Annotated in this window: 21 protein-coding genes; 6 read left to right on the top strand and 15 right to left on the bottom strand. The window is 63.3% G+C overall.

Annotated elements, in window-relative coordinates:
* Nucleotides 1–9: 9 nt before the first annotated feature.
* Nucleotides 10–492: a response regulator gene (locus BBD46_RS18340; protein ID WP_071403104.1), complete on the top strand. Its 483-nt coding sequence runs from the start codon at nt 10–12 to the stop codon at nt 490–492.
* Between the two features lie 73 nt (nt 493–565).
* On the opposite strand, the gene BBD46_RS18345 is transcribed toward BBD46_RS18340, so the two are convergent.
* Nucleotides 566–1,111 carry a CDP-2,3-bis-(O-geranylgeranyl)-sn-glycerol synthase gene (locus BBD46_RS18345; protein ID WP_071403105.1) on the bottom strand — a complete coding sequence of 182 codons (546 nt, stop codon included), beginning with the start codon at nt 1,109–1,111 and terminating at the stop codon, nt 566–568.
* Between the two features lie 97 nt (nt 1,112–1,208).
* Nucleotides 1,209–2,228 (bottom strand): D-2-hydroxyacid dehydrogenase, encoded by a 1,020-nt coding sequence (locus tag BBD46_RS18350; protein WP_071403106.1) that lies wholly within the window; start codon nt 2,226–2,228, stop codon nt 1,209–1,211.
* Nucleotides 2,229–2,450: 222 nt separating this feature from the next.
* Here BBD46_RS18350 and BBD46_RS18355 point away from each other — a divergent pair, with 222 nt between their 5' ends.
* The gene (locus BBD46_RS18355) at nt 2,451–3,338 is read left to right on the top strand and encodes a proline dehydrogenase family protein (RefSeq protein WP_071403107.1); all 888 of its coding nucleotides are present in this window, start codon (nt 2,451–2,453) and stop codon (nt 3,336–3,338) included.
* Between the two features lie 59 nt (nt 3,339–3,397).
* Nucleotides 3,398–4,081 (top strand): DUF502 domain-containing protein, encoded by a 684-nt coding sequence (locus tag BBD46_RS18360; protein ID WP_071403108.1) that lies wholly within the window; start codon nt 3,398–3,400, stop codon nt 4,079–4,081.
* Between the two features lie 211 nt (nt 4,082–4,292).
* Here BBD46_RS18360 and BBD46_RS18365 read toward each other — a convergent pair whose 3' ends face one another.
* The 4 genes from BBD46_RS18365 to BBD46_RS18380 all read right to left on the bottom strand — a co-directional run bounded on the left by BBD46_RS18365 (nt 4,293) and on the right by BBD46_RS18380 (nt 9,310).
* Nucleotides 4,293–5,222, bottom strand: a complete 930-nt coding sequence (locus BBD46_RS18365) for a branched-chain amino acid transaminase (protein WP_071403109.1) — start codon at nt 5,220–5,222, stop codon at nt 4,293–4,295.
* A gap of 110 nt (nt 5,223–5,332) precedes the next feature.
* Entirely contained in the window at nt 5,333–7,396 is a 2,064-nt protein-coding gene (locus BBD46_RS18370; protein WP_071403110.1) for a copper resistance CopC/CopD family protein, read from the bottom strand.
* A 3-nt stretch (nt 7,397–7,399) separates the two neighbouring features.
* Entirely contained in the window at nt 7,400–8,653 is a 1,254-nt protein-coding gene (locus tag BBD46_RS18375) for a hypothetical protein (protein ID WP_071403111.1), read from the bottom strand.
* A 132-nt stretch (nt 8,654–8,785) separates the two neighbouring features.
* Entirely contained in the window at nt 8,786–9,310 is a 525-nt protein-coding gene (locus BBD46_RS18380) for a winged helix-turn-helix transcriptional regulator (protein ID WP_071403112.1), read from the bottom strand.
* 372 nt (nt 9,311–9,682) lie between these two features.
* Between BBD46_RS18380 and BBD46_RS18385 the strand changes: the two genes are divergently transcribed.
* Complete coding sequence (locus BBD46_RS18385; RefSeq protein ID WP_071403113.1) at nt 9,683–10,012, top strand: DUF7471 family protein; 330 nt, start codon at nt 9,683–9,685, stop codon at nt 10,010–10,012.
* 30 nt (nt 10,013–10,042) lie between these two features.
* On the opposite strand, the gene ribB is transcribed toward BBD46_RS18385, so the two are convergent.
* The 7 genes from ribB to BBD46_RS18415 all read right to left on the bottom strand — a co-directional run bounded on the left by ribB (nt 10,043) and on the right by BBD46_RS18415 (nt 14,963).
* Entirely contained in the window at nt 10,043–10,768 is a 726-nt protein-coding gene (gene ribB, locus BBD46_RS18390) for a 3,4-dihydroxy-2-butanone-4-phosphate synthase (RefSeq protein ID WP_071403114.1), read from the bottom strand.
* Nucleotides 10,765–11,472, bottom strand: coding sequence for a DUF120 domain-containing protein (locus BBD46_RS18395; protein ID WP_071403115.1), 708 nt, complete (start codon nt 11,470–11,472; stop codon nt 10,765–10,767). Before BBD46_RS18395 ends, ribB begins: the two co-directional genes overlap by 4 nt.
* A gap of 162 nt (nt 11,473–11,634) precedes the next feature.
* Nucleotides 11,635–12,183: a hypothetical protein gene (locus BBD46_RS23590; RefSeq protein ID WP_394326836.1), complete on the bottom strand. Its 549-nt coding sequence runs from the start codon at nt 12,181–12,183 to the stop codon at nt 11,635–11,637.
* Nucleotides 12,108–12,533, bottom strand: coding sequence for a hypothetical protein (locus BBD46_RS23595; protein ID WP_394326837.1), 426 nt, complete (start codon nt 12,531–12,533; stop codon nt 12,108–12,110). Before BBD46_RS23595 ends, BBD46_RS23590 begins: the two co-directional genes overlap by 76 nt.
* Nucleotides 12,534–12,728: 195 nt before the next feature.
* A complete protein-coding gene (gene twy1, locus BBD46_RS18405; RefSeq protein WP_071403116.1) occupies nt 12,729–13,781 on the bottom strand; it encodes a 4-demethylwyosine synthase TYW1 in 1,053 nt (350 codons plus the stop codon).
* Between the two features lie 80 nt (nt 13,782–13,861).
* Nucleotides 13,862–14,188 carry a hypothetical protein gene (locus BBD46_RS18410; RefSeq protein ID WP_071403117.1) on the bottom strand — a complete coding sequence of 109 codons (327 nt, stop codon included), beginning with the start codon at nt 14,186–14,188 and terminating at the stop codon, nt 13,862–13,864.
* Between the two features lie 103 nt (nt 14,189–14,291).
* Nucleotides 14,292–14,963, bottom strand: coding sequence for an HAD-IIB family hydrolase (locus tag BBD46_RS18415; RefSeq protein WP_071403118.1), 672 nt, complete (start codon nt 14,961–14,963; stop codon nt 14,292–14,294).
* Between the two features lie 279 nt (nt 14,964–15,242).
* Here BBD46_RS18415 and BBD46_RS18420 point away from each other — a divergent pair, with 279 nt between their 5' ends.
* Together BBD46_RS18420 and BBD46_RS18425 are read left to right on the top strand one after the other, a co-directional pair.
* A complete protein-coding gene (locus BBD46_RS18420) occupies nt 15,243–18,536 on the top strand; it encodes a methyl-accepting chemotaxis protein (protein ID WP_071403119.1) in 3,294 nt (1,097 codons plus the stop codon).
* A 163-nt stretch (nt 18,537–18,699) separates the two neighbouring features.
* Nucleotides 18,700–19,404, top strand: a complete 705-nt coding sequence (locus BBD46_RS18425) for an SDR family oxidoreductase (RefSeq protein ID WP_071403120.1) — start codon at nt 18,700–18,702, stop codon at nt 19,402–19,404.
* Nucleotides 19,405–19,545: 141 nt separating this feature from the next.
* On the opposite strand, the gene BBD46_RS18430 is transcribed toward BBD46_RS18425, so the two are convergent.
* Nucleotides 19,546–20,667, bottom strand: coding sequence for a hypothetical protein (locus BBD46_RS18430; RefSeq protein ID WP_071403121.1), 1,122 nt, complete (start codon nt 20,665–20,667; stop codon nt 19,546–19,548).
* A complete protein-coding gene (gene glpK, locus BBD46_RS18435) occupies nt 20,664–22,247 on the bottom strand; it encodes a glycerol kinase GlpK (protein ID WP_071403187.1) in 1,584 nt (527 codons plus the stop codon). The genes BBD46_RS18430 and glpK overlap by 4 nt, the downstream gene beginning before the upstream one ends.
* Nucleotides 22,248–22,533 lie beyond the last annotated feature (286 nt).

Consider the following 22,533-nt stretch of genomic DNA (forward strand, 5'->3'; position numbering starts at 1 on the left):
TAGTAACCCATGAGTACCCCATCACCCTCTCCATCGACGAACGAGTCGGTACATATCCTGTTGGTCGAGGACAACCCGGGCGACGTTCGGCTGGCACAGGAAGCGTTCCGGACCGTCGATATCGAGACGACGTTTCACACCGCCCGCGATGGCGACGAGGCGCTGTCGTTCCTGCAAGAGCAGGTGTCGACAAGCACTGGTTCGGAGACGGACTCGAATCCAAGCATCGACCTCGTCTTGCTCGATCTGAACCTCCCCCGAACGAGCGGCTTCGAGGTACTCGAGGAGATCCGAAGCGATCCCGACCTCGCGTCGTTACCGGTCCTCGTGTTGACGAGTTCGGAAGCGACCGAGGATATCGCCAAGAGCTACGATCTGTGCGCGAACGCTTATCTCACGAAGCCAGACAGTCCGGGCGAGTTCGCTTCGCTCGGAAAGGCCGTCGAGTCGTTCTGGATGGACGAGGCGATGTTGCCGCCGGCACCGTCGTAAGCGGGTATGTCGACCTCGATACCGTGCTCAGTTCTCGACTGCTCGAGACGACGGTCGGATCGGTGACCGACCGTTACCAGGGCTCGTTCTTCAGTCCGAGTTTGTACGCGATCATGTTCGTCGTCACGTGAAGAATCGGCGTCAGCACGACGACGACGAGGATGACGTCCCACGTAAACCACGTGAAGAACCACTGCGTCGCGAGCAGCGCTGTCAGCGGGAGCGAGACGACGACGAAGTCGAGCTGATCAAGTCCGGGGAACATCGCGCCGCGCTGGCGGCCAGTGCGGCGCTTGAGGAACGAAGCGAGAATATCACCGAGCATCGCACCGGCGGCGAGTCCGAGCGCTGCGAGCGGCTCGAACGCCGGCACGGCAAAGCCGAGCACGCTACTCACGTCGTCGGCGAAAAAGGTCAGCACGCCCGCGAGGACGAGTCCTGCCGTGATTCCCGCCGCCGTTCCGCGCCAGGTCTTGCCGTCGCCAAGCAGCCGCGCGTCGCCCATCGTCCGGCCGCCATCGATCGGTCTGCCTCCGCCGCCGAGCACCGCCGCGTTGTTCGGAACGTACGCCGGCAACATCGCCCAGAACGCAATCACGACTGTCTCGAGTACTGCCATATTCGCCGCGATGCGCCGAGATGCCTTAACCGGCAGTGATTCGGTCTCGCCTCGGAGGCGGTTGTGTTACACACGGAACACGACGGGATGACGGATGTTAGGACGAATCGGGACGAACGACGACGTTCTCGAGTTCGGAGTCCTCATCGTGCTGTTTTCCTGCTGTCGCTTCGCTCGCACTGTCCTCACCAGCGGCTTCGAGCGTTCGGACGTTGCTCGCGACGATATCCGCCAGTCGGTCCCAGTGCTTCGGCGTGTGGCCGCCCGTGTGCGGCGTGATGAGACAGTTCTCGAGGTCCCACAGCGGGTGATCCGCTGGCAGCGGTTCGGGTTCGGTCACGTCCAGCGCCGCGCCGCGAATCGCGTTCGACTGGAGCGCGGACACCAGCGCGTCAGTGTCTACGATCCCGCCGCGAGCGACGTTGACGACGACTGCGTTCGGCGGCAGCGTCGCGAGTTCCGCTTCGCCGACGAGGCCACGGGTCAGGTCGTTCAGCGGACAGGCGAGCACGACGTAGTCGCTACGGGCGAACGCGTCGTGGATGGCCGCCTCGTCGAAGCCGATGATCTCGTCGGTCGGTCCGCCCTTCGACGGCGTGTACCTGACGCCGATCGTGTCGACGTCGAAGCCCTCGAGTCGCGTGACGGTTTCTTGGCCGATCGAACCGAGGCCGACGACCGTGACGGTGCTATCGGTGAACTCGTGGGACTGGAAGTGTCGCCACTCGTTTTGTTGCTTGCGTCGCCACCCCTCGTGGAGATTCCGCGCGAACACCAGCATGTTGCCGATGGCTTGCTCGGCGATGCCAGGGGCGTGAATCCCGCCCGCGTTCGTTACGGTGACGCCGTGCTCACGGAACGCCGCCGACGGAAGGTGGTCAGTGCCCGCGAAGACGCAGGCGAACAACTCGAGTTGGTCGGCGCGCGCTAACTGGTCTTCGTCGATACTGATCCCGGTCACGACGCGAGCCTGTGGGACGAGGTCGCGTTCGTCAGCAGGTGTTCGGGCGAGCGCGACGGTGCGGTTCGGAAGTCGCTCGCGCAGTCGGTCGGCGTACGAGTCCATCGAGAGCCCCTCCGTTCCTTCACGGAGGACGACGATATCGGGAGCGTCCATGCTGGACGAGAGTAGTGAGAGGGTGCTCTTACCGGTTGTGACCGGTCGCGATGGTAAAGCCGTTGGCTAGGGGATGGCGCGTTGGCTGGGAGATGGTGGGTTCGTCACGAATCCGACTCAGCAGCGCCCATTCGTTCACTAATCGGAGAGTATTCGGATGCAGAGAGAGGCAGTCAGCGCGAGATATTAAACTCCTTATGACTGGCCAGCGAGGTCATCGATATGATCCCGCCGATCGCAAACCGGTTCGTTGCCGGGGAGTCTCCCGCCGAGGCCCTCGATCACGTCCGAACCGTCAACCAGCGAGATGTCAACGTAATCGTCAATCTGCTCGGCGAACACTACGACGACCGCGCGCCCGCGAGCGACGACGCCGCGGAGTATCGCTCGCTTATCGAAGATATCGCAAACGCCGATCTCGACGCCTGTATCTCCGTCAAACCCTCTCAACTCGGTCTCGACCTCGGCGAGGATGTCTTCCGCGAGGAACTTGAGGACATCGTCGCTACAGCAGCCGACCGCGGCGTTTTCGTCTGGGTCGATATGGAAGACCACACGACGACCGATGCGACCCTCGACGCCTACGAAGAACTTGCCCGGGAGTACTACGGCGGTGACGGTGGCGGCGAAACAGACTCTTCGTCGGACCCGTGGGCCGACGGCGGCGTTGGCGTCTGCGTCCAGGCGAACCTCAAGCGCACGCGCGAGGACATCGAACGCCTCGCCGACGTGCCGGGCAAGGTCCGCTTCGTCAAGGGCGCGTACGACGAGCCAGCCGACGTAGCCTACACGAACAGCCAGCGGGTCAACGAAGAATACGAGGCGCTACTCGAGTACGCCTTCGAGCACTTCGAGGATGGCGTCGCGGTCGGCAGTCACGATCCGGCGATGATCGAGCGGGCGATCGAGTTGCACGAGGAGTACGGGACGGAGTTCGAGATTCAGATGCTGATGGGTGTGCGAGAGGACGCACAGTACGACCTCGCCGAGGAGCACGAGGTCTGGCAGTACGTCCCCTACGGCGGGCGCTGGAAGTCGTACTTCTATCGGCGTGTTATGGAGCGAAAGGAGAACCTCTGGTTCGCGCTGCGTGCGATCATCGGCCGGTAACGAGTGCAAACGGGACCCAAAGGGAAGGGCTCATTAGCCCGTAGTGAGAGGGAATCGACATGGCTTCGTGGAAGCGGGACTTTGCGAGCGGCCTGATCGTCCTCGGGCCCGTCCTCATTACGCTCTACGTCATCTACTGGCTCTACGGCCTCATCGCCGGCATTACGCCCGGCCTCATTCTCGAAGCGGAGGCACTCGAGCCGTTGATTGCCGGCGAGCAGACGCGCGAGCAGCTCGCACAGTTCCTTCGTGTCGTCGTCGCACTGACGGTCCTCATTATTCTGACGTTCTCCGTCGGCTATCTCATGCGGACGACGGTCGGCAGTCTGGTCGAGCGCCTCGTCGACAACGTCGCCAATCGGGTCCCCGTCATGCGCGTCGTCTACAACGCGTCGAAGATGGCCGCCGAAACCGCCTTCGGTGAGCAGGAATCGCTCCAGACACCCGTCAAACTCGAGGTGTGGGACGGGCTTCGAATGACGGCGTTCAAGACGGGGAAAGTCACCGAAGACGGCAGAGAGGTGCTGTTCCTCCCAACGTCGCCGAACATTACGACCGGGTTCGTCATCGAAGTCCACTCAGAGCGCATTACGGAGCTAGATGAGGACGTCGAGGATGCGCTGACGCGGGTGTTGAGCGCGGGCTTCGGCGATGCGGACCGAACACGCGGGATGGATGCGGGTGTTCCGATCGACGTGATCGACGAGAGCAGCGCGAAGAAGACACAGTCCGACGACGATTGAGCGGTTTTCCGTTTCCGTTTCTGTTTCTGTTCGCGTTCCCGTTCTCCCCTCCGATTCCTGTCGCGGGCCACGGCAAGTAGCCTAGTCGCTCCTGGAAGAAGTCACGAAAGTAGAATCGACGCAGAAACCCGGTTTTGAGTGTGAACGTGTCCGTTCCCACCTCACGTTTTCCAGAACCGTTCCAAAGACGCGAGCAAGCAGAGCGTGACTCTCAAACGTACTGGAACCACTCGTCGTACTCGTCGGTCGTCCGCTCGACGACATCGAAGAACCGCGACTGGATATCCTCGGTCACGGGACCGCGCGAACCGTCACCGATGACGACGTTGTCGACCTTCCGGATCGGCGTCACCTCTGCCGCAGAGCCGGTGAAGAACAGTTCGTCAGCCGTGTTGAGTTCGCCTCGCGAAATCGAGACGTTGTCGTGGACCGTATAGCCCAGATCCTCGGCGAGCGTGATCACCGTGTTGCGGGTGATGCCGTCGAGAATCGACTCCGAGAGCCCCGGCGTGAAGATCTCGCCGTCACGGACGAGGAAGATGTTCTCCCCTGGCCCTTCGGCGACGTTACCCTCCTTGTTGAGGACCAGTGCCTCGGCGTAGCCGTTCCGGCGTGCCTCCTCGCCCGCGAGCAGACTGTTGGCGTACAGCCCCGTGGTCTTGGCGTTCGTCGGCACCTGACTCGAGGCGTGCTTGCGCCAGGAAGAGACCATCACGTCGATACCCTTCTCGAGTGCCTCCTCGCCGAGGTAGGTGCCCCAGGGCCAGGCGGCGATAGCGGTTCGAGTCGGGCAGTCGTCGGGGCTGACGCCGAGTGAGTTGTAGCCGTAGAAAGCCACTGGGCGAATGTAACACGAGGAGAGATCCTGGCGGCGGATGAGCTCGAGCGTGGCCTCGGTGAGCTCCTCGCGCGAGTGGTCGATCTCCATCTCGTAGGGCTGTGCGGACTGGAAGAGACGGTCGAGGTGTTCCTCCCAGCGGAAGATTGCGGGGCCGTTTTCGGTCTCGTAGCAACGTGCGCCTTCGAAGATGCCGCTGCCGTAGTGGAGGCCGTGCGTGAGGACGTGGATTTGGGCGTCGTCCCAGTCGACGAATTCACCGTCCATCCAGATCGTGTCGACGTCCATGTCGTCGAATCCCATGATGAAGTGTGTTGCAAGCCACCGTACTAAGTGTTCGCGATTTCCGAGGCAAGCCCTGCCTGTGGTGAGTCTCACGGCGGGGCGGACAAGTCACGGCTTACCGGTCCGGATTAGTCCCGGAAGCGGGTTGTCTCGATCACGACAGCGACGAAACCGACGACACCGATGGCAACGGCCCCGAACTGTAACAGCGTCGCGAAAGCGCTGTCGGGACTCGAGTCGTGGTCTTCGTGCTCGTCGTGAGCATGGTCCGCATGGTCATCGTGCTCGTCGTCATGCTCGTGATCGTGCTCGCCGTGGGCGTGACCGCCGTGACCGTCCGCCGACACGGCAGTTGCATCGATCCATTCACTCACGTACGATCCGTCGGGAGCGCCGGTCACGCGAAGCTCCCAGTGACCCTCGTCTGGAAGGGGTTGAACCGTCGCGTACGTGCCGTCGTCGTGGGCCTCGAGTTCGACCTCGATCTCCGTCCCCTCCTCGCTGCTTGCAAGCAGTCGGACAGATTGGTCCGATTCGATCGGCTCCCCGTCGTCAAGGAATGTAATCTCGAAGACGATCGGCTCGTCCGTCTCGAGCGTGAACGACTCGTTTGTCCCGTCGACGGCCGGGAGCGCTGTCACCTCGACGAGCACATCGTCGTACTCGTACTCGATCGTCGCTTCGGTAACGTCGTCGTCAACACCCGCGACCGCGGCCGTCGGCGCGGACGTAAGCACACCAGAGAGGAGCACGACCACGATCAAGAGTGCGACCTCGAGTCGAACAGCGTGAGCAATTCGGGATCCCGTGGTGAAGTCATCGTCCCGGTCGACTCCACCGTCGGTGCTCGCCGGTCGTGCGTCGCCAGTCGCCCCAGTTTTGCCGGCCGACTCGAGTCGTCCCAGGAGGACGAACCGAGTGACGCCACCGAGTGCGAGCGCCGCGGCGATGAGGACCAGTTTCGCGACCAGCGTGAGGCCGTAGAACGTGTCCGTGAGACCGTCAGCGGTCGGAACGTGCCAGGAGGCAAGGACGAGTCCCGTCGTCACGACGAGTGTGACGCCGACGAGCGCAAGGATCGAGTATCGGCGGATCGTTCGCGCGAGGAGCGCGGATCGGTCGTCGGTGTCGGCCGCGCGAACGTGTGGAAGGACGACGAACGCGAGGACGACCAGGCCACCGACCCAGAGGCCAGCGCCGACGAGGTGGACGAAGTCGACGAGCGCTCCCTGGAGTCGGTCGATCGCAGTCGCCGAGTGACTCGTCCAGGCGATCGTTCCCGCGATAGCGAGTGCCCCGATGAACGTGCCGACGAGCGACGTGCGACGGGGAGGCCGTCTACGAGTTATCGCCACCGTGAGCCCGACCAACGCGAGGCTGAGGACGGACTGGACGAGCCAGGCCTGACCGAGTGGCGTCTCCGCGAATTGGGTGATCGTCTCGACCGAGAGTGGCCCCAGTGCCGTGCTCCGAGCGAGTCCGAGGGCGAACGCCCCGACGAACATGAGTACTGCAGCACCGACGAGTAGTCGGGTGAGGCGGCGGTCGATTGCCTCTCGTCGCTGCGTGCGAGCGAAGGCTGGACCGACCGCAAGGGTCGTGATCGCCGGAATGCCGATCAGGCCGACGACGCCGATGAGCAACAGCGCTTTCGCGCCCGCCTCGACCGGTGGAACCGACTCGTCCGTCTCGTCGTCTTCGTACCCCTCGAGAACGGCGTCGCGGTCGAGCGGTTCGTCGCCGACGGCGAAGAAGAACGAGCCCGAGGTGGTGTGGCCGTCGTCAGCGAGGACTTCCCAGTCGACGGTGTACATGCCGTCCTCACCGCCACTGTCAGCGTCAACGTCGGCGTCAGCCTCGGCGTCGGCGTCTTCAATCGGCACGCGAACGATCTGCGTATCGTCGGAATCGATCTCGGGTTCGGCCGAGACGACCTCGCCGTCCGGACCCTCAATGGTGATGTCAGCATTGACAACGCCGTCACCCGAGAAGTAGAGGGATACCTCCTCGGGTACGTCATCAACCTGCTCACCGTTTGCCGGGTCCGATTCGCTCAGGTAGGCGTGGGCCGCGGCCGGCGTCGCGACGAGTCCAATCGCGAGTGCAGCGACGACGAGACACGCGAGTATCGCCGCGAGAAGCGACCGGCGAGCGGGCACGTCGCGTTCAGTGAGCGACGATCTCGAACGCATTAGTTAGCGGAGTCGACTGGAGTAGCCGACGCCCGAGTCTCCGACGTACTGGACTGTGTCGACGCCTTCCTCGACCTCAACGTGGTCGACGACTTCCTGTGCTTCCATATCCACGATCGCGATGATTCCGTCCTCGTCGGCGGGCGTAATGAAGTAGTCGCCGCCGGCGACGCCGGAACGGTGGAAGTGGTGGGCACCCTCGGGGCGGACGATGTCGCCGACGTCGACCGTCTCGACGACGGCGAGTTCGTCGACGTCGATGATCGACGCCTCGTCGGTGTGGGTGTGGGCGGTTGCGGCGTAGAGCGTGCCGTCCTCACTCTCGTGATAGCGAAGCGCGTCGGGGCCCTCCCCGACGTCGACGACGCCGAGTTCCTCGCTATCCTCGCTGGTCGCGTCGATGAACCGGATGCTGTCCCCGTCGAGGAAGCCGAGTACCTGCTCGTCGGGCGAGAGATACATCCCGCCAGAGAACTCGAGTGTGTCGACGATGTCGTCGTCCTCGGTGTCCACGACGACAGTCTCGTCCCCGAACTCGAAGTACGCCAGCCCCGTTTCAGGGCTGTACGCCTTGTAGTGGGTTCCCTGATCGTCGTCGTCGAATTCGATGAAGTCGCTTCGCTCGTAGTTTTCGAGGTCGATCACCGGTGCGCCGGGATCGTTCACGTTCGTCGCGTACCCCATCGAGCCGAAGTCCTCGTGGTAGAGCAGTTTGCCGTGGCCCTCGTTCTCGAGGCCCGATTCGACGATGTCGGTGACCTCGTGAGAGTCAGTGTCGATGACGTAGAACATGCCTTCGTCGTCCGAGTGAACCCACATCTCGTCGTCGTTCGGGTGATACATGTGCGTTGGCCCCGGACCGATGTCGACTTCGTCGACGATCTCGCGGCCGTCGGTGTCGATGACGAGCACCTGCGAGGGTGACTCTCGAATGACGTAGATCTCGCTGTAGTCCGCAGTGATTCGCGGATCGCCCCACCCTTCGTCGTCGAGATCATCCGTGATCTCGTCGACGACCGCACCGTTCTCGGGGTCGATGATCGCGATTGTATTCGGCGCGAAGGCGTACACGAGCCCTTCACTGCCATCACCATCACCATCGCCATCGCCGTTACCATTGTCGTCACCGTTCCCCGTCCCGTCTCCACCGTTCTCCGCACCGTTTTCATCGTCGTCGCTCAGACAGCCGGCGAGCGCAACCACAAACCCGCCGCCCATTGCCTGCACGAACCGTCGTCGATCTGTGGAGGGATCCATACCCGACTCTCCACACTCCGTATTATTCGTGGTTATGGTACGGCTGTCGAAAACGTGGTTCAGTTCTTGAATCCCGAACGCGGGGACGACCGCTACCGGTCTACCAGTCTAGCGACCTGACCATCTATCCACCTACCGCTCTCCCGACTCGTCGAGCAGTCCATCCACCAGCCGCGTAAACCGGTCGACCAACCGATCCGGCACCGTCGGCTCGACCGTCGACAGCAACCGACCGGTCCCCTCCGCGTTCGCGAGTCGAAGCGTCACTCGATTGCGCTCGTCGTAGGACTTCTCGACGACCCCCTGTTCGACGAGTCGGTCGAGGTGGTACTCGAGTGTACTCCGTGCAATGCCGAGCGTGTCAGCGACCGCGCCCGGAGTTGCGGGTTCGTGTTCGATGAGATGGACGACGATGGTGCGGGCGGTTTCGCGCCGGAAGAGTGCAAGGGTGGCGCGTTCCCACTCGTCGTACTCGGGAGGATAGTAGTGGGTTCGACCGTAGAACTCGCTGCGGACGAGTTCGTCCGCGGCGAGGAGTTGGCGGATGTGGTACTGGACCTGTCCGGGGGCGAACTCGGATTCGCGGACGAGTTCGTTGAAGTGAATGCCGGCGTTGTCCTGTACGTGGGTTCGAATCTGGCGTCGGGTTGTCGTCATAGTGTGAGAGAGTGGTGTGTCTGCTGGAGATTGGCAGTGGATAGGGGGTGGGGTACAGTTGCGTTGGGGAGATTGGTTGTAGTTGTGGTCGCGGTTGTGGTTGTGGTCGCGGTCGCGGTTGTGGTCACGGTCGCAATCGTAATCGTAATCGTAGTCGACTACGAGTTGGGTAGCAGCGCCTATGGGCGCGACCACCATAACGCGTTTTGCTCGTTCCCGATCGTCGGGAACGTTCCGAAATCCGAATCGTGAGCGTCGTGAGGGAGAGCGTATCGCCGGTCAGCGGACGGCGGTTCGCTCTGCCGCCGGAAAAGGGACGATCGAAGCACATACGTCGGTTCGTTCCGGACCATCGCACGTAGCTTCGTGTCGATGAACCATACGAATCCGTTCGAGGTCGAGTGGCTCGCGCCCGAGTTCGCGCCCGTGTTACTCGCCGTAATTTTCCTCGCGGTCGCCGGCACGACGATCCTCTTTGGCGCGGCGGTCGTGGCCTACTCGCGGCGGCGAACGACCCGTTATCTGTTGATCACGATCGTGCTCGGGCTGCTCGTCGCGCGGTCGCTGGTCGGACTCGGAACCGTGTTCGGCCTCGTCCCGATGACGGTACACCACCTCGTCGAACACAGCAGCGACTTCGCGATTGCTGTCCTCGTCCTGTACGCCGTCTATCGCAGCGGAACGGCAGCATCGACCGAGTAAGAGACCGACGTATGCTCGGTGGTCTGTTCCTCAGGCAAGCCGGTCGATGACGTCCCGTCCCTCGAGGTACGCGAACTCGTGGTCGGCGGCGTATGCGCGCGCATCTGCCGGCGAGAGTGCTTCACCCGTTTCGTCGTCTAACATCTCACAGACGACGACGGCGGGCGAGAGCGTGGTTTCCGCGGCGAGCGCGAGGCCGAGTTCGGTGTGGCCCTCACGCTGTGCCAGCAGCTCCGGTGCACCCTTCAGCAGGTGGACGTGGCCCGGAACGCGGAACTCCTCGGCGAACGCGGTCGCGTCAGGATCGGCCGCAGCCTCACCGAGCGCCTGAATCGTCGTCGAACGGTCGTTGTCCGTGATCCCGGTGTAGGTGTCGCGGTGATTGACCGTCAGCGAGAACGACGAGCGCTCGTCGTAGCCGAGCTGGTGGTCGGCGGTCGCGGGATGGTCGACCTCCTCGCCGTAGAACGGCAGGTCGAACGCCTCGGCCGTCTCGTGCCCGAGTGCGACACAGACCAGTCCGCCGGCGTCGTTTCGGAGTCGAGCAACGGCATCTGGTGTGACGAAATCGGCGTGATAGATCAGGTCAGTCTCGCCTTCACGGTCCGCCGCATCGTGGACGAGAATCGGCTCACCGGCCTGTAACGCGGCCAGCGCGTCGTCCACGGAGGCGTCACCAGCGGTGTCGAGACTCGCGTTCGCATCGCCGGATCCGCTCGTCCCGCCCGACGTCGTTCCCGCGTGCTGGCCCGTCATTCGCGATCACCCACCGAAATCGTGACGTGGTCGTCGTCGGCCAACTCGAGTTCGTCCCGGAGCTTCTCGGGGGCGATGACCTCGAGTTGGTCCTCGTCGTGGTGGGTCCGTTCCGGCGCGATGGTGTGGGCGTTCTCGTAGGTCTGCCCGTCGGCGGTCTCGACCGTGGCCGAGTAGCAGACGGCGGGACCGTAGGTGCGGTCGTCGTCCTCCCAGCCGTCGATCGGGACGGGATCGAGCGAGGAGACGGCGCTCCGGCGGCGGACGCTCTCGTCTCGAAGTTCGACGTTGAGCGTGCCGGGAAACGGCTCGTATCCGAGGCGGTCCTCAAACTGGCGCTGGTAGCCGGGCAGCGAGATGTAGTGGCGACCCTCACCCATACCGCTGGTGACGGTGCCTTCGAGTTCGACCTCCGAGTCTGCCTCGAAGATGCGACGATAGTCCTCATACTCGGCGTGGAGCGCGCGCTCGCCATCGTCGGTGATGGCCACCCACTGTCCGTCGCTGACCGTATCGCGTTCGAGGAGGGCAGCGCTTTCGAGGCGCTGGAGGCGACGGGAGGCGGTCTGGTTGGAGGCGTCGAGGCGGTCTGCGAGGTGAGAACAGGAGATTTTGACGTCGCCCGCGAGCCCGCCCTCGAGTGCGAGAAGCTTCAGGACGGCGAGTTCGTCGTGGCCGACGGCAGATTCCGCTGTCGTTGACATAGACGAGGCTTTGTCAGCGCCAGTCAAAAGCGTACCGAATGTGGTATGCATATCAAAACTGCTACGCCGTTCGTGAGCGTTTATTCGCGCTTCGCTACCGTCGTCTTCGTGTGGCCGAGCAAAAGCCCTCCGATAGCGGTGGCGTTTCTGGAGGGTCGCTCATTACAGCTCCGCTGCGATGCTTTCCTCGATCGCCGCAACCCGATCCGGAGCGAACGTGAAGAACCCCTCCCAGCTGCGATCGGCAGTCTCGAGACAGACGAGCGCCGCGCTACGAGGAGGAGTACTCGAGTCCCCATCGGATCGAAGGAGCGGATCGAAATCGGTCCGGCTGACTCCCGTCGCGTCCTCGCGCGGCTTCTGGTCAGTCGATCCCTCGCTGTCGGGACGATAGACGACGAACCAGGCGGTTCGGTACAGACGACTCCGCCCGGTGTGGACGGTGGCCTCGACCGCAGGCGGTTCGGGACCGCCGACACCGTAGACGTGAACATCGATGTCCGTTCGCCCGAGTTGGTCGTATACGGCATGAGTTCCGACTTCGTCCTCGATCCGAGAGAGATGCTGGAACGAGCTCCGGAGAATGCCGCTCCCGTCCGACCAGGCGAGTTGCTCGATGTAGCGCGAGAGCAGGATCAACAGCAGCTTCTCCTTGTGCGAGCGGGGATACCCCCGCAGCTCGAGCCGGGTGTTCTCGAGTGCGGCCAGCACGGACGGAGCTCGATCTCGCCGAGGCCGCGGCTTCCGGTCGTGAACAGGTCGGAGTTGATCGCGAGAATCGCGTCGTACAGGTCAGCCATTGGCGACGCTGCAATCGGTTCGCCATCTTCGAGTGCGACGACGACGGTGTCGTGTGCGTCGAGAACATCGTCGAGGTGGCGGTGGCGGTCGGCTCCCGCGGCTATCGATCGATCAGCGACCGTTACCTCGACGTGCGGACTGTCGACGGAATCCGCAAGGAGGTCGGTCAACGGTCCGCGCTCGGCACTCTCATCCGCAGCGACGACGGCAAGCGTCCGGCTGGCTGTCCCGAGCGAATCGAAAAACGGTCGAAGCGTCACTCCCAGACGTTCTGTGTGCGCGGTTGTAAGGATTATTGCCAACAATGCCGGTCTGGAGCCAGCGACGACCAGGATTTCGGGTTGGTTTGCTTCGTCTTGCCTCGTTTCGCTTCGAGTACGATTGCACTCGAGTACCCAGATTGGAGTCGCGATGCAGTCACGGGTTCGTGCTGATCCAGTCGGAGGTAGCGCCGTTCAGTCGCCCGTGACTGGATCGCGCGCCCAGAATTCGCTTCCCTTCTTCAGCTTGGGCACCCACGTATCGCTGGTCTTCGAAAGGAGCGCGACGCGCGAGGAGGGGACACCTTTGCACTCGGTGAATTCGGGCATGTACTCCGCGACGGATTCGGCGAACTCGACAACTTCCTCGTGGTCGGGCATCGACGACCGGTCGAGTCGTCCCTGGGAGTGGCCGACGTGCATGTACGCCTTGAGTTCGATGAAATCGGGGTCGGCCTGCTGGTAGAAGCCGGCGTACCAGTCGGGGTGGTGCATGTTCTCGCCTTTGACCAGCGTCGTTCGGAGGACCGTCCGGGTTTCCTCTTTCTCCCGCAGGACCTCCATCGTCTCGAGGAGGCGGTCCCAAGCGTCGTCCTCGACGGCCTTGACGACCTGATCGAACGTGTGGCGTTCGGGGGCGTCGACGCTGACGTACAGCTGGGTGGGGTCACACTCCCGAAGCATCTCGGGACGGGTACCGTTCGAGACGAGGAAGGTGGTGATGTCCCGGTCGTGGAACGCCTCGAGCAGTTCCGGCAGGTAGGGGTACAGCGTCGGTTCGCCGTCGAGGGAGATGGCGACGTGACGGGGTTCCATCGCCTCGTCGAAGACCTCCCGGGGAACCTCGTCGTTCCCGCCGAAGCCCGACAGGAGCCGCTTCTGCAGGTCGATCGAGGCGTCCACGACGGCCTCAGGGTCGTCCCACTCGACGCCGTCCATCTCGTAGGCGTGGCCCTGGTGGTCGCGCCAGCAGAAGACACAGCGCTCGTTGCACTTCACGACCGGCGTCATCTGGATGCAGCGGTGAGACTCGATACCGTAGTAGATGTTCTTGTAACAGCGGCCCTCACCGCGCAGGGCGTTTGCCGTCCATCCACAGGTCTGGGCGGCGGTGTGGTTCTCGCTGTGGTAGTTCGGACTCGAGACCTGTGCCGGTCCACCGTCGCGGTTACCATCGTCTGTCCCTGAATCGGCATCGGCGTCGGCCCCCACCTCGACATCGACGCCTGCGTCGGCGGAATCGCTCATGTTGCTCTCGCTTGGACAGGAGCCACTAAAAGACGTGTGGTGTCGCGCGTCGAACGAGCAGGATACCGGGATACGGAGGGTTACTCCGTCCGTTCCTCGGAGCTACTGCCAACGTTCGGACCGGGCGGCAACTCTCCCGGTTCGGCCGGTTCGTCCTCCTCGTTCGCGATTTCGCGCTCGAACGTGTACAGGACGAGTCCGGTGTTCGCCGTCATGATGACACCCGTCGTCGGAACCGACGCGAACAGGTGAAGACCGACGCCGAGCAGAAAGGGGACCGCCGCGACTGCAGCCCAGAGTTGTGAGCGTGACACGTCGTTTCGCACCGCGTCGCGACCGATATAGACGTATATCAGCACCGTTCCGACGACGCCGAACAGCGCGATCGCCGCGTCGACTGCATCCATACGTGGCTCTTCGCCGGGACATGCAAAAGCGTTCTGCGTGGCGTCGGCCGCTGCTGACACGCCTGCCCACAGAGCCCCTCATCGACCCCGCTCGAACGCGCGCTTATCGAACTCGATCGAGCACCGACAGCGTCCCGTCGGCGTGTGCCTCTGCGAGCACCTCGTCGGCTGCCGCCCGTGCGGCGTCGTCAGCGTTCGAGACGGCAAAACTGCGGCCGACGGTCTCGAACGTCGAGACGTCGTTGATCGAGTCGCCGATCGCGACGCAGTCCGCGAGATCGAACCCGACGTGGTCCGCGATGAGTCTGACGCCCTCGCCCTTGTTCTGGTCGGTGTCCTTCACGTGGTAGGCGTAGCCGGTGTCGATCACCTCGAGTCCGGCCGCGGCGGCGAGTTCGCGCAGCGGTTCCAGCGGCTGGTCCCGGCTGACGGCAACCTCCGTCTCGCGCCAGCGGTTGACCGTGTCGCCCTCACCCCAACCGAGGTCGTAACCGGCGGCGCGGTACTCCGTGGCGACTGTCCGTGAAGCGTCGGCGTCGGCCGTGACGTGAACGTCGTCACCGGTGTAGACGATACCGCCGTTTTCGGCGACGACGAGTTCCGGAACACCGATGAAGTGACAGAGTGCGATCGGATAGGGAAAGGCCTTCCCGGTGGCGAGCACGACCGGTGCGTTCCACTCGCGAAGCGGGTCGAACACGCGCGGATCGATGCCCCACCCATCGGGCCGAGTCAGCGTTCCGTCGATATCGAGAATCAGCGGTGGCGTGGACATACACGCAGCTAGCGGACCAGTACCTAAAACCATCTGACTGTCGTCGTCAGTTGCAACCGGACTGCACCGATTCGACCGTCGTCTCGAGTGGCCGAGAACTGAGGTCACACCACCAGTAATTCACAACGGTTGTACCAATTGATACAGATGCGCGAATAGTTATACCATCTCCAATATGTCCTGTGTGGCGATAAGAACTAAGACCAGTGCTGGGCGTTAGCACCTATGGTGTGGAAGGGACGACGTCTCATACCGTCGTTCATCAGACGAAGTTACGCATTGAAGTTCGGTGTTGTCTTCCTCGTCCTCGGGCTCACGATCGGTGGTCTCGGGCTCGTTTCGACGACGCTGCTCTCCGAAAACGTCGAGGAAACCGCCCTCGATGACCGGCAAGACGCAGCCTATCAGGAAGGCATCGCCATGGAAAACTGGCTCGAACAGAATCACAACCTCGTCGCTGCGACGGCAGACGCCCCCGTAACCGACAGCGGTGACCCGGAGCAAGTCGACGACTATCTTCAAGAAATATACTACGACATGCCCGAAGAGCGCATGAACGCACTCTACGTCGACACCGAATCCGGCGACATCATCACGGGCATCGGTGCCGACGTCGATAATCTGGATGGTCTCGAGTTCCCCGATACTGCGGACCTCGATGGCGGTATGTCGACGAATCTAGTGCAGCAGACGGAGCCGTACATGATGCCGGATCAGCTGGGACTCTCGACGGATGCACATCCGGTCATTTCGTACTACGTCGGTGTCAACGACGGCGAAGGGGCGATCGTGTTCACGTTCGACCTCTCCGAACGCTCGACTGAGATGGTCTCCGCCGCGGATTCGGGGACCGTCGTGACGATCGTCAACGAGGACGGGCAGATCGTCGGTGACGACGCCTATCTGGGTAACGACGGCGAGGGGAACGAGGAAACGCTGTCGTTCCTCTCCACGTACGAGGATCAAAGCGGCGTCCTCGAAGCAGCCCAACTCGAGAACCGCGGCTCGGTTCGCGTCGATGGCGCGCCGAGCGAGACGCTACAGAGCGAGCCGTACAACTTCGATCCTGACGGCTACGTCGTCGGGTACTACACGACGAGCGAGGACTGGACCGTGCTCGTGCACACGACGGAGGCAGACGCGCTCGGCTTTGCCAACACCGCGACCCAGTTCGGCCTCTTGATCACGTTCGTCGGCGTCGCCGTCATCGGCGTGTTCGGCACCGTTCTGGGACGAAACACGGCCCGATCGCTCAGCGATCTCTCCGGACGGGCAGCCGCGATCGAAGATGGCGAGTACGACACCGCGGTCGAATCCGATCGTATCGACGAAATCGGCGGGCTCTACAGTTCGATCGACGACATGCGTATCTCGCTGGTCGACCAGATCGAAGAGTCCGAGCAGGCCCGAACGCAGGCCGAACAGGCCCGCGAGGAGTCAGAACAGGCCAGAGAGCAGGCCGACGAGGCTCGCGAAGAGGCAGAAGTGGCGAAAGAACGCGCAGAGCGCGCCCGCCAGGACGCCCAGGAGATGAACGAGCAGCTCGAACGGACCGCGACCGAGTACTGCGCCGTCATGCAGACCTGCGCCGACGGCGACCTGACCCAGCGTCTCGATCCGGACACCGAAAGCGAGCCGATGGCTGAGATTGCCGTCACGTTCAACGAGATGCTTGACGACCTCGAGCGCACCGTCGGCACCGTCTCGACGTTCGCCGGCGACGTCTCCGAGGCGACCGACGACGTGCAGGCTCGCGCGACCGAACTCGAGTCCACGAGCGAGACGGTCAGCGACTCCGTCCAGCAGATTACGGGCTACGCGGACCAGCAACACGAGCGCATGGAGACCATCTCCGGCGAGGTGCAGGGCATCTCCGCGAACATCGAGGAGATTGCAGCGACGGCTGACACCCTCGCGGAAACCTCACAGCACGCCGCCGAGCGCGCGAACGACGGCCGCGAGTCGGCCGGCGACCTCGTCAGCGAGATGGAAGACATCGAGGAGCGAACCGAGGCAACACTCGAGGCGATCCGCGACCTCGACGAGTCGATGGCAGAGATCGACGAGATCATCGACGTCATCACGGATATCGCAGACCAGACGAACATTCTGGCGTTGAACGCCTCCATCGAGGCGGCACACGCCAGCAACGCGAGTGCCAGCGACGGCGGCAGTAGCCGCGCCGGAAACGGCTTCGCCGTCGTCGCCAACGAGGTCAAACAGCTCGCAGAGGAGACCAAGGAGTCCGCCGCGGAAATCGACCAACTCATCGACACCGTCCAGTCCCAGACCGACGAGACAGTCGACGAGATGGAAGCAATGCGCGAACACGTCGTCGCAGGCACCGAGACGGTCGAGCAGTCCGCGACGGCGTTCCGCGAAATCGAGACCGAAGTGACCGAAGCCGACCACGGCGTTCAGGAAATCAGCGACGCGACCGACGGCATCGCCACCTCCACCCAGGACCTGGTCACGATGGTCGACGACGTGACCGAAATCAGCACGGAGACGGCGAGCGAGGCAAGCGACGTCGCCGCCGCCGTCGAGCAGCAGACGGCCGCAATTTCGACCGTGAGCGAGAACGCAGACGACCTCTCCGAGCAGTCGATAACGCTTCAGGAGTCACTCGCCGCGTTCACGACCGATGTCGACGGCGGAGCTGTTGATCCTGGCACGGGTGATGCGGCCGGGGCTGGGGAGCGGAGCGACACCGACGACAGCGCCGACGACGACCATCCCGGCACCGAACTCGAGTACGTCGACCCAGACGGACCCGAAACACTGCCGGCGGATGCTGCCGAATCGGATGCACTCGAGGAGGGTCAGGAGAGCCGTACAGACGAGGAAAGCGAGGGGGGCGACGCCGGCGAAGTTGAAGCAACGGAACAAGCACAAGCGCACGTCCAGACACAAGCCCGATCGACCGCGGCGGCCGCTGGCGAAGGGAGTACGTCAGCAGGTGAAACTGCAGCCGACGATGCCGACGATGCCGACGATGACGACCCGCACGCACTCCCCGCCGGCAAGACCGAGTCGGAACCGAGTGCACTCGAGTCCGGACTCGAGGATGACGAGAGTGATATGGGTGATGTGGGTGAGGTGAGTGAGAGCGATGATGACGGTGATGACGATGGTGACGGTGACAATGGGAGCGACGATGACGGCGAACCCGACGACGCAGAACCTGCAGACAGTGCCGAAGACGGCGATGAGGACGACACCGAGAGCCAGGATGCGGATCAGACCGTAGACACCGTCGACGACGACCGGCCGGCAGAGGGCGACAGTGACGACGAGGACGGTGTGGACAGCGACACCCAATCCAGTGCCGACTCCGATAGTGAGGATGGCGCAGACGACGCAGGTGACGCAGACAACGTAGACGACACGGACAGGACACCCGACACACCCGACACAGACGACGAGAACACTGCGACCGAAGCAGACGGCGAAGCGGCCGAAACTGAAGTCGATGGAGAAACAGACGCAGACGAACCCCGACCCGACGGGGAGACAGATGCAGACGAGACCGAAGTCGACGACGGGGCAGACACCACCGACTCGAGTACGTAGCTGAACGTCCCCTCAGACTGGTGTCGGAAACGGGGTCTTGTCGCTGGTTCTCGAGTACCTGTTTTCTGCGGTGTGCTGCGAGAGCGCGTGTGTGCAGTGTCAGTACGTGTTGGTACGTGGTGGCTGCGTGCAAATTTATGGACGCATCTCTGGTAGCGGTTGTATGACTGAAACGAAAGTGGCAATCGTGACAGCGGCGGGAAGCGGTATCGGCGAAGCGTGTGCCCGACAACTCGCCGCGGATGGCTACACGCCGGTATTGTTGTCACGATCCGGAAGCGCTGTCGAGGTAGCGAACGACCTCGGCGGGGATGGCTTCGAAGGCTCAGTGACGGACCCCGACGACCTGGCAGCCCTCGTAGAAGCGACACACGACCGGTACGGGCGTATCGACGCCGTGGTGAACAACACCGGTCACCCGCCGTCCGGCGACCTCCTCGAGATCACTGACGAGGAGTGGCACGACGGACTCGACCTCGTGCTGTTGAACACCGTCCGGATGGCCCGACTCGTCACACCGGTCATGGAGGAGCAGGGCCACGGATCGATCGTGAATATCTCCACGTTCTCGGCGTTCGAACCCTCGAGTGCGTTTCCCGTCTCGTCGGTGCTTCGAGCGGGCCTCGGGAGTTTTACCAAACTCTACGCCGACCAGTATGCCTCGGCGGGACTCCGGATGAACACGGTCCAGCCCGGATTCGTCGACAGTTACGACGTCGACGAGAAGACCACGGCCCAGATTCCGATGGAGCGGCCGGCAGAGACGACAGAGATCGCAGACGCGGTCGCGTACCTGCTCTCGCCCGCGGCAAGCTATCTGACCGGGCAGAACATCCGCGTCGATGGCGGGTTGACCGCGTCCGTGTGAGCGGTGACGAGGTGGGGTTACTCGAGTACAACCGACGACGAACAGCTACCAACTGGTAGCCAACGGCCAACAGCCAGTCGCCCCAGACGACATCGAACAGCCAAAAGAATGGAAAAAGCGCCTCCAGTGACGGGTAGCAGCTCAGAACCACGGGACCCAGACCGTCGTCGGGAAGACGCCGGCAACGTAGAGCAGCGCCACCAGGAAAGTCCCGAAGACGATTGCTGCTGCGGGTGGGTCGACGTGGGTGTCGCCGTGGGCGTAGAAGGTGCGCTGGAAGACTTCACCGAAGAGCGCGCAGATGATCCCGAAGGCGAGGCCGACGATCAGCGCGATCTCGAGCCCCGTGTTCGCGAGGAGTGCGGCACTGTCGTAGGCGACTGGCGCGCCATCTGCAGCCTCAGCAGGGAGCGAGACGGCAAGTGCGGCGGTCGCCGCCGGCAGTGTGATGTGGTGAGTCACCGGCACCTTCTCGACGCCGCAGTTGAGGAAGACCAGCGAGGCCGCGCTGATCCCGAATCCGAGGAAGGCGCTGCCGGACGCGATTCCGACGTACGCACCGAGGATACCCGCGACGAGGCCGATCATGGCGACGTGAGTCCAGCGGTACTGATGGGGGAGCCACGGCTCGACAGTGAACCGAGCCTGCTGCGTCGGGGTCTGCGTCGTCGACGCGTCGGTCACGGCCTGTGTTTCGCTCTCAGGTCGAGACTTGTTCTGACCGCCGTCGGTTGCCGTCCGGCGCTCCTCGCGCTCGAACGGCGTCATGTCGAGGATACCCGACCCGCGAACCTTGCCGATGATGCTGTAGCCGAGAATCAGCCGGTGGAACAGCGCGGAGAGCACGACACCCATCGCAATGGGATCGTAGGGCATCCCCAGCTCCGCCGATACGACGACGAGCCAGTAGCCGATAATACCGAACGCGCCACCCACGGCGAGCACGTCGGGCTTCGTCCCGAGCGCGTAGGCGATGTTCTTCGCCTCGTGGTAGTCGTAATCGGTGTCGAGATAGCCTTTCCGCGCGGCGTATGCCGTCGCAGCGACACCGCCTGCGAACGAAATCGCAGGCGAGAACGGTGGTCCGAAGGCGATTTCGTCGGTGATCGCAGCGGCCTCCGGATCGACGAGCACCGCCGCCTCCCCGGCGATCACCATGAAGCCGGTGAAGATGAACGCCGGCAGCGGCCCGAGTGCAGCGCCGAACGCACCGCCCGCGAAGGCGGCGATCATCTCGGCGAGGTCGAGTAGTTGCTCGATCATGCACCGTCACCGCTGTCGCTCGCGTCACCGTCGGTTCCCGTCTCAGAACCGTCCCGCGCCCAGTCGAGCGATCGGTCGACCGCGTCGAGCCAACGCTCGTAGCGCGCGTCCGCCGTCTCGGCGTCCATCGTCGGATCGAAAGTCCGGTCGACCTGCCAATTGTCGCGCAGGCTGTCGACGTCGTCCCAGTAACCGACCGCGAGGCCGGCCGCGTAGGCCGAGCCAAGTGCCGTCGTCTCGTCGACGACCGGGCGAACGATCTCCGAACCGATGATGTCCGACTGCAGCTGACAGAGGAAGTTATTCTTGACCGCGCCGCCGTCGACCTTCAACGACCGCATCTCGATCCCCGAATCGGCCTCCATCGCCTCCGCAACGTCCCGGGTCTGGTACGCGATGGACTCGAGTGTCGCGCGGACGACGTGGGCCTTGCGAGTGCCGCGAGTCATCCCGACGATGGTGCCGCGGGCGCGCTGATCCCAGTGGGGCGCGCCGAGGCCGGTGAAGGCAGGGACGACGTAGACGCCGTCGGTCGTGTCGACGCTGCGGGCGAGTTCGGCCGTCTCGGAGGGGTTATCGATCAGCGACATGTCCTCCAGCCACTCGATGGCCGCGCCGGTGACGAAGATGGAGCCCTCGAGTGCGTACTGGACTGGCTCGCCAGAGCGCTGGAAGCCGATGGTCGTCAGCAGGCCGTGGTCGCTCTTGACGGCCTCGTTGCCGGTGTTCATCAGGAAGAACGAGCCCGTGCCGTAGGTGTTCTTGGCGTCGCCGGCGTCGAAACAGGTCTGGCCGAACAGGGCCGCCTGCTGGTCGCCGAGCGCGCCGGCGACGGGAACCTCGGCCTCGAGGAAGCCCTCGGGGTCGGTGGTACCGTAGGTCTCGTCGTCGCTGGAGGGCCGAACTTCGGGCAGCATGGCTTCGGGAATCGAGAACTCCTCGAGGAGGTCGTCGTCCCACTCGAGGTCGTGGATGTTGTACAGCATCGTCCGCGAGGCGTTCGTGACCTCGGTGATGTGCTCGCCCGTCAGGTTGTAGATCAGCCAGCTATCGATCGTGCCGAAGAGCACGTCGCCGGCCTCCGCGCGGTCGCGGATGTCCGCCGGGCGGGCGCGCTCCATCTTGATCGGATCGGCCTCCTCGAGTAGCCACTCGGCCTTGGTCGCCGAGAAGTAGGCGTCGGGTTCGAGGCCGGTCTTCTCGCGGACGGTCTCGACCGTGCCGTTCGCCTCGAGTTCCTCGATGCGCTCGGTCGTCCGGCGGTCCTGCCAGACGATGGCGTTGTGGACCGGTTTACCCGAGTCGGCGTTCCACAGCACGGTGGTCTCGCGCTGGTTGGTGACGCCGATCGTCTCGAGTTGGTCGGGACTGATGCCGGCCTGGCCGAGCGCCTGCGTGATGACGGTCTTCGTGTTCTCCCAGATCTCCATCGGGTCGTGTTCGACCCAACCGGGTTCGGGATAGAACTGCTCGTGTGTTTCGTACGCGTTCGCGACGACCTGCCCATCGTGATTGAAGACGATGAAGCGGGTGCCGGTCGTTCCCTGGTCAACTGCGCCGACGTATGTTGTGTCTGTCACTGTGGTCACCCCGGATCGGTCACGCACCGAGTTTACCGTCGGTTACGTGTTATTGATAAACAGTCACGACGATCATTATAAATGTTACCGAATTCGTAGTGTATCAACAAATCTGAACTACTGGAAACAGCCCACAGGGGAGCAGAACGGACCGCTACAGAGCGATCTATAGCAATGAGTATATTCGGACCATCGTCGCGAGCTGCTGTGTTCCGTGTTCACAGGATTGCTGTTCGTTATGGGCGCTTTACTGGCGTCGATAAAATAAAGGTCGCGGCGACCGACT

It is taken from the genome of Natrialba sp. SSL1 (assembly GCF_001861355.1).
Taxonomy (GTDB): domain Archaea; phylum Halobacteriota; class Halobacteria; order Halobacteriales; family Natrialbaceae; genus Natrialba.

Excerpts from the sequence above, each read along its gene's own strand:
- BBD46_RS18340 (WP_071403104.1), top strand. The coding sequence starts at position 10 with ATGAGTACCCCATCACCCTCTCCATCGACGAACGAGTCGGTACATATC.
- BBD46_RS18345 (WP_071403105.1), bottom strand. The coding sequence starts at position 1,111 with ATGGCAGTACTCGAGACAGTCGTGATTGCGTTCTGGGCGATGTTGCCG.
- BBD46_RS18350 (WP_071403106.1), bottom strand. The coding sequence starts at position 2,228 with ATGGACGCTCCCGATATCGTCGTCCTCCGTGAAGGAACGGAGGGGCTC.
- BBD46_RS18355 (WP_071403107.1), top strand. The coding sequence starts at position 2,451 with ATGATCCCGCCGATCGCAAACCGGTTCGTTGCCGGGGAGTCTCCCGCC.
- BBD46_RS18360 (WP_071403108.1), top strand. The coding sequence starts at position 3,398 with ATGGCTTCGTGGAAGCGGGACTTTGCGAGCGGCCTGATCGTCCTCGGG.
- BBD46_RS18365 (WP_071403109.1), bottom strand. The coding sequence starts at position 5,222 with ATGGGATTCGACGACATGGACGTCGACACGATCTGGATGGACGGTGAA.
- BBD46_RS18370 (WP_071403110.1), bottom strand. The coding sequence starts at position 7,396 with ATGCGTTCGAGATCGTCGCTCACTGAACGCGACGTGCCCGCTCGCCGG.
- BBD46_RS18375 (WP_071403111.1), bottom strand. The coding sequence starts at position 8,653 with ATGGATCCCTCCACAGATCGACGACGGTTCGTGCAGGCAATGGGCGGC.
- BBD46_RS18380 (WP_071403112.1), bottom strand. The coding sequence starts at position 9,310 with ATGACGACAACCCGACGCCAGATTCGAACCCACGTACAGGACAACGCC.
- BBD46_RS18385 (WP_071403113.1), top strand. The coding sequence starts at position 9,683 with ATGAACCATACGAATCCGTTCGAGGTCGAGTGGCTCGCGCCCGAGTTC.
- ribB (WP_071403114.1), bottom strand. The coding sequence starts at position 10,768 with ATGACGGGCCAGCACGCGGGAACGACGTCGGGCGGGACGAGCGGATCC.
- BBD46_RS18395 (WP_071403115.1), bottom strand. The coding sequence starts at position 11,472 with ATGTCAACGACAGCGGAATCTGCCGTCGGCCACGACGAACTCGCCGTC.
- twy1 (WP_071403116.1), bottom strand. The coding sequence starts at position 13,781 with ATGAGCGATTCCGCCGACGCAGGCGTCGATGTCGAGGTGGGGGCCGAC.
- BBD46_RS18410 (WP_071403117.1), bottom strand. The coding sequence starts at position 14,188 with ATGGATGCAGTCGACGCGGCGATCGCGCTGTTCGGCGTCGTCGGAACG.
- BBD46_RS18415 (WP_071403118.1), bottom strand. The coding sequence starts at position 14,963 with ATGTCCACGCCACCGCTGATTCTCGATATCGACGGAACGCTGACTCGG.
- BBD46_RS18425 (WP_071403120.1), top strand. The coding sequence starts at position 18,700 with ATGACTGAAACGAAAGTGGCAATCGTGACAGCGGCGGGAAGCGGTATC.
- BBD46_RS18430 (WP_071403121.1), bottom strand. The coding sequence starts at position 20,667 with ATGATCGAGCAACTACTCGACCTCGCCGAGATGATCGCCGCCTTCGCG.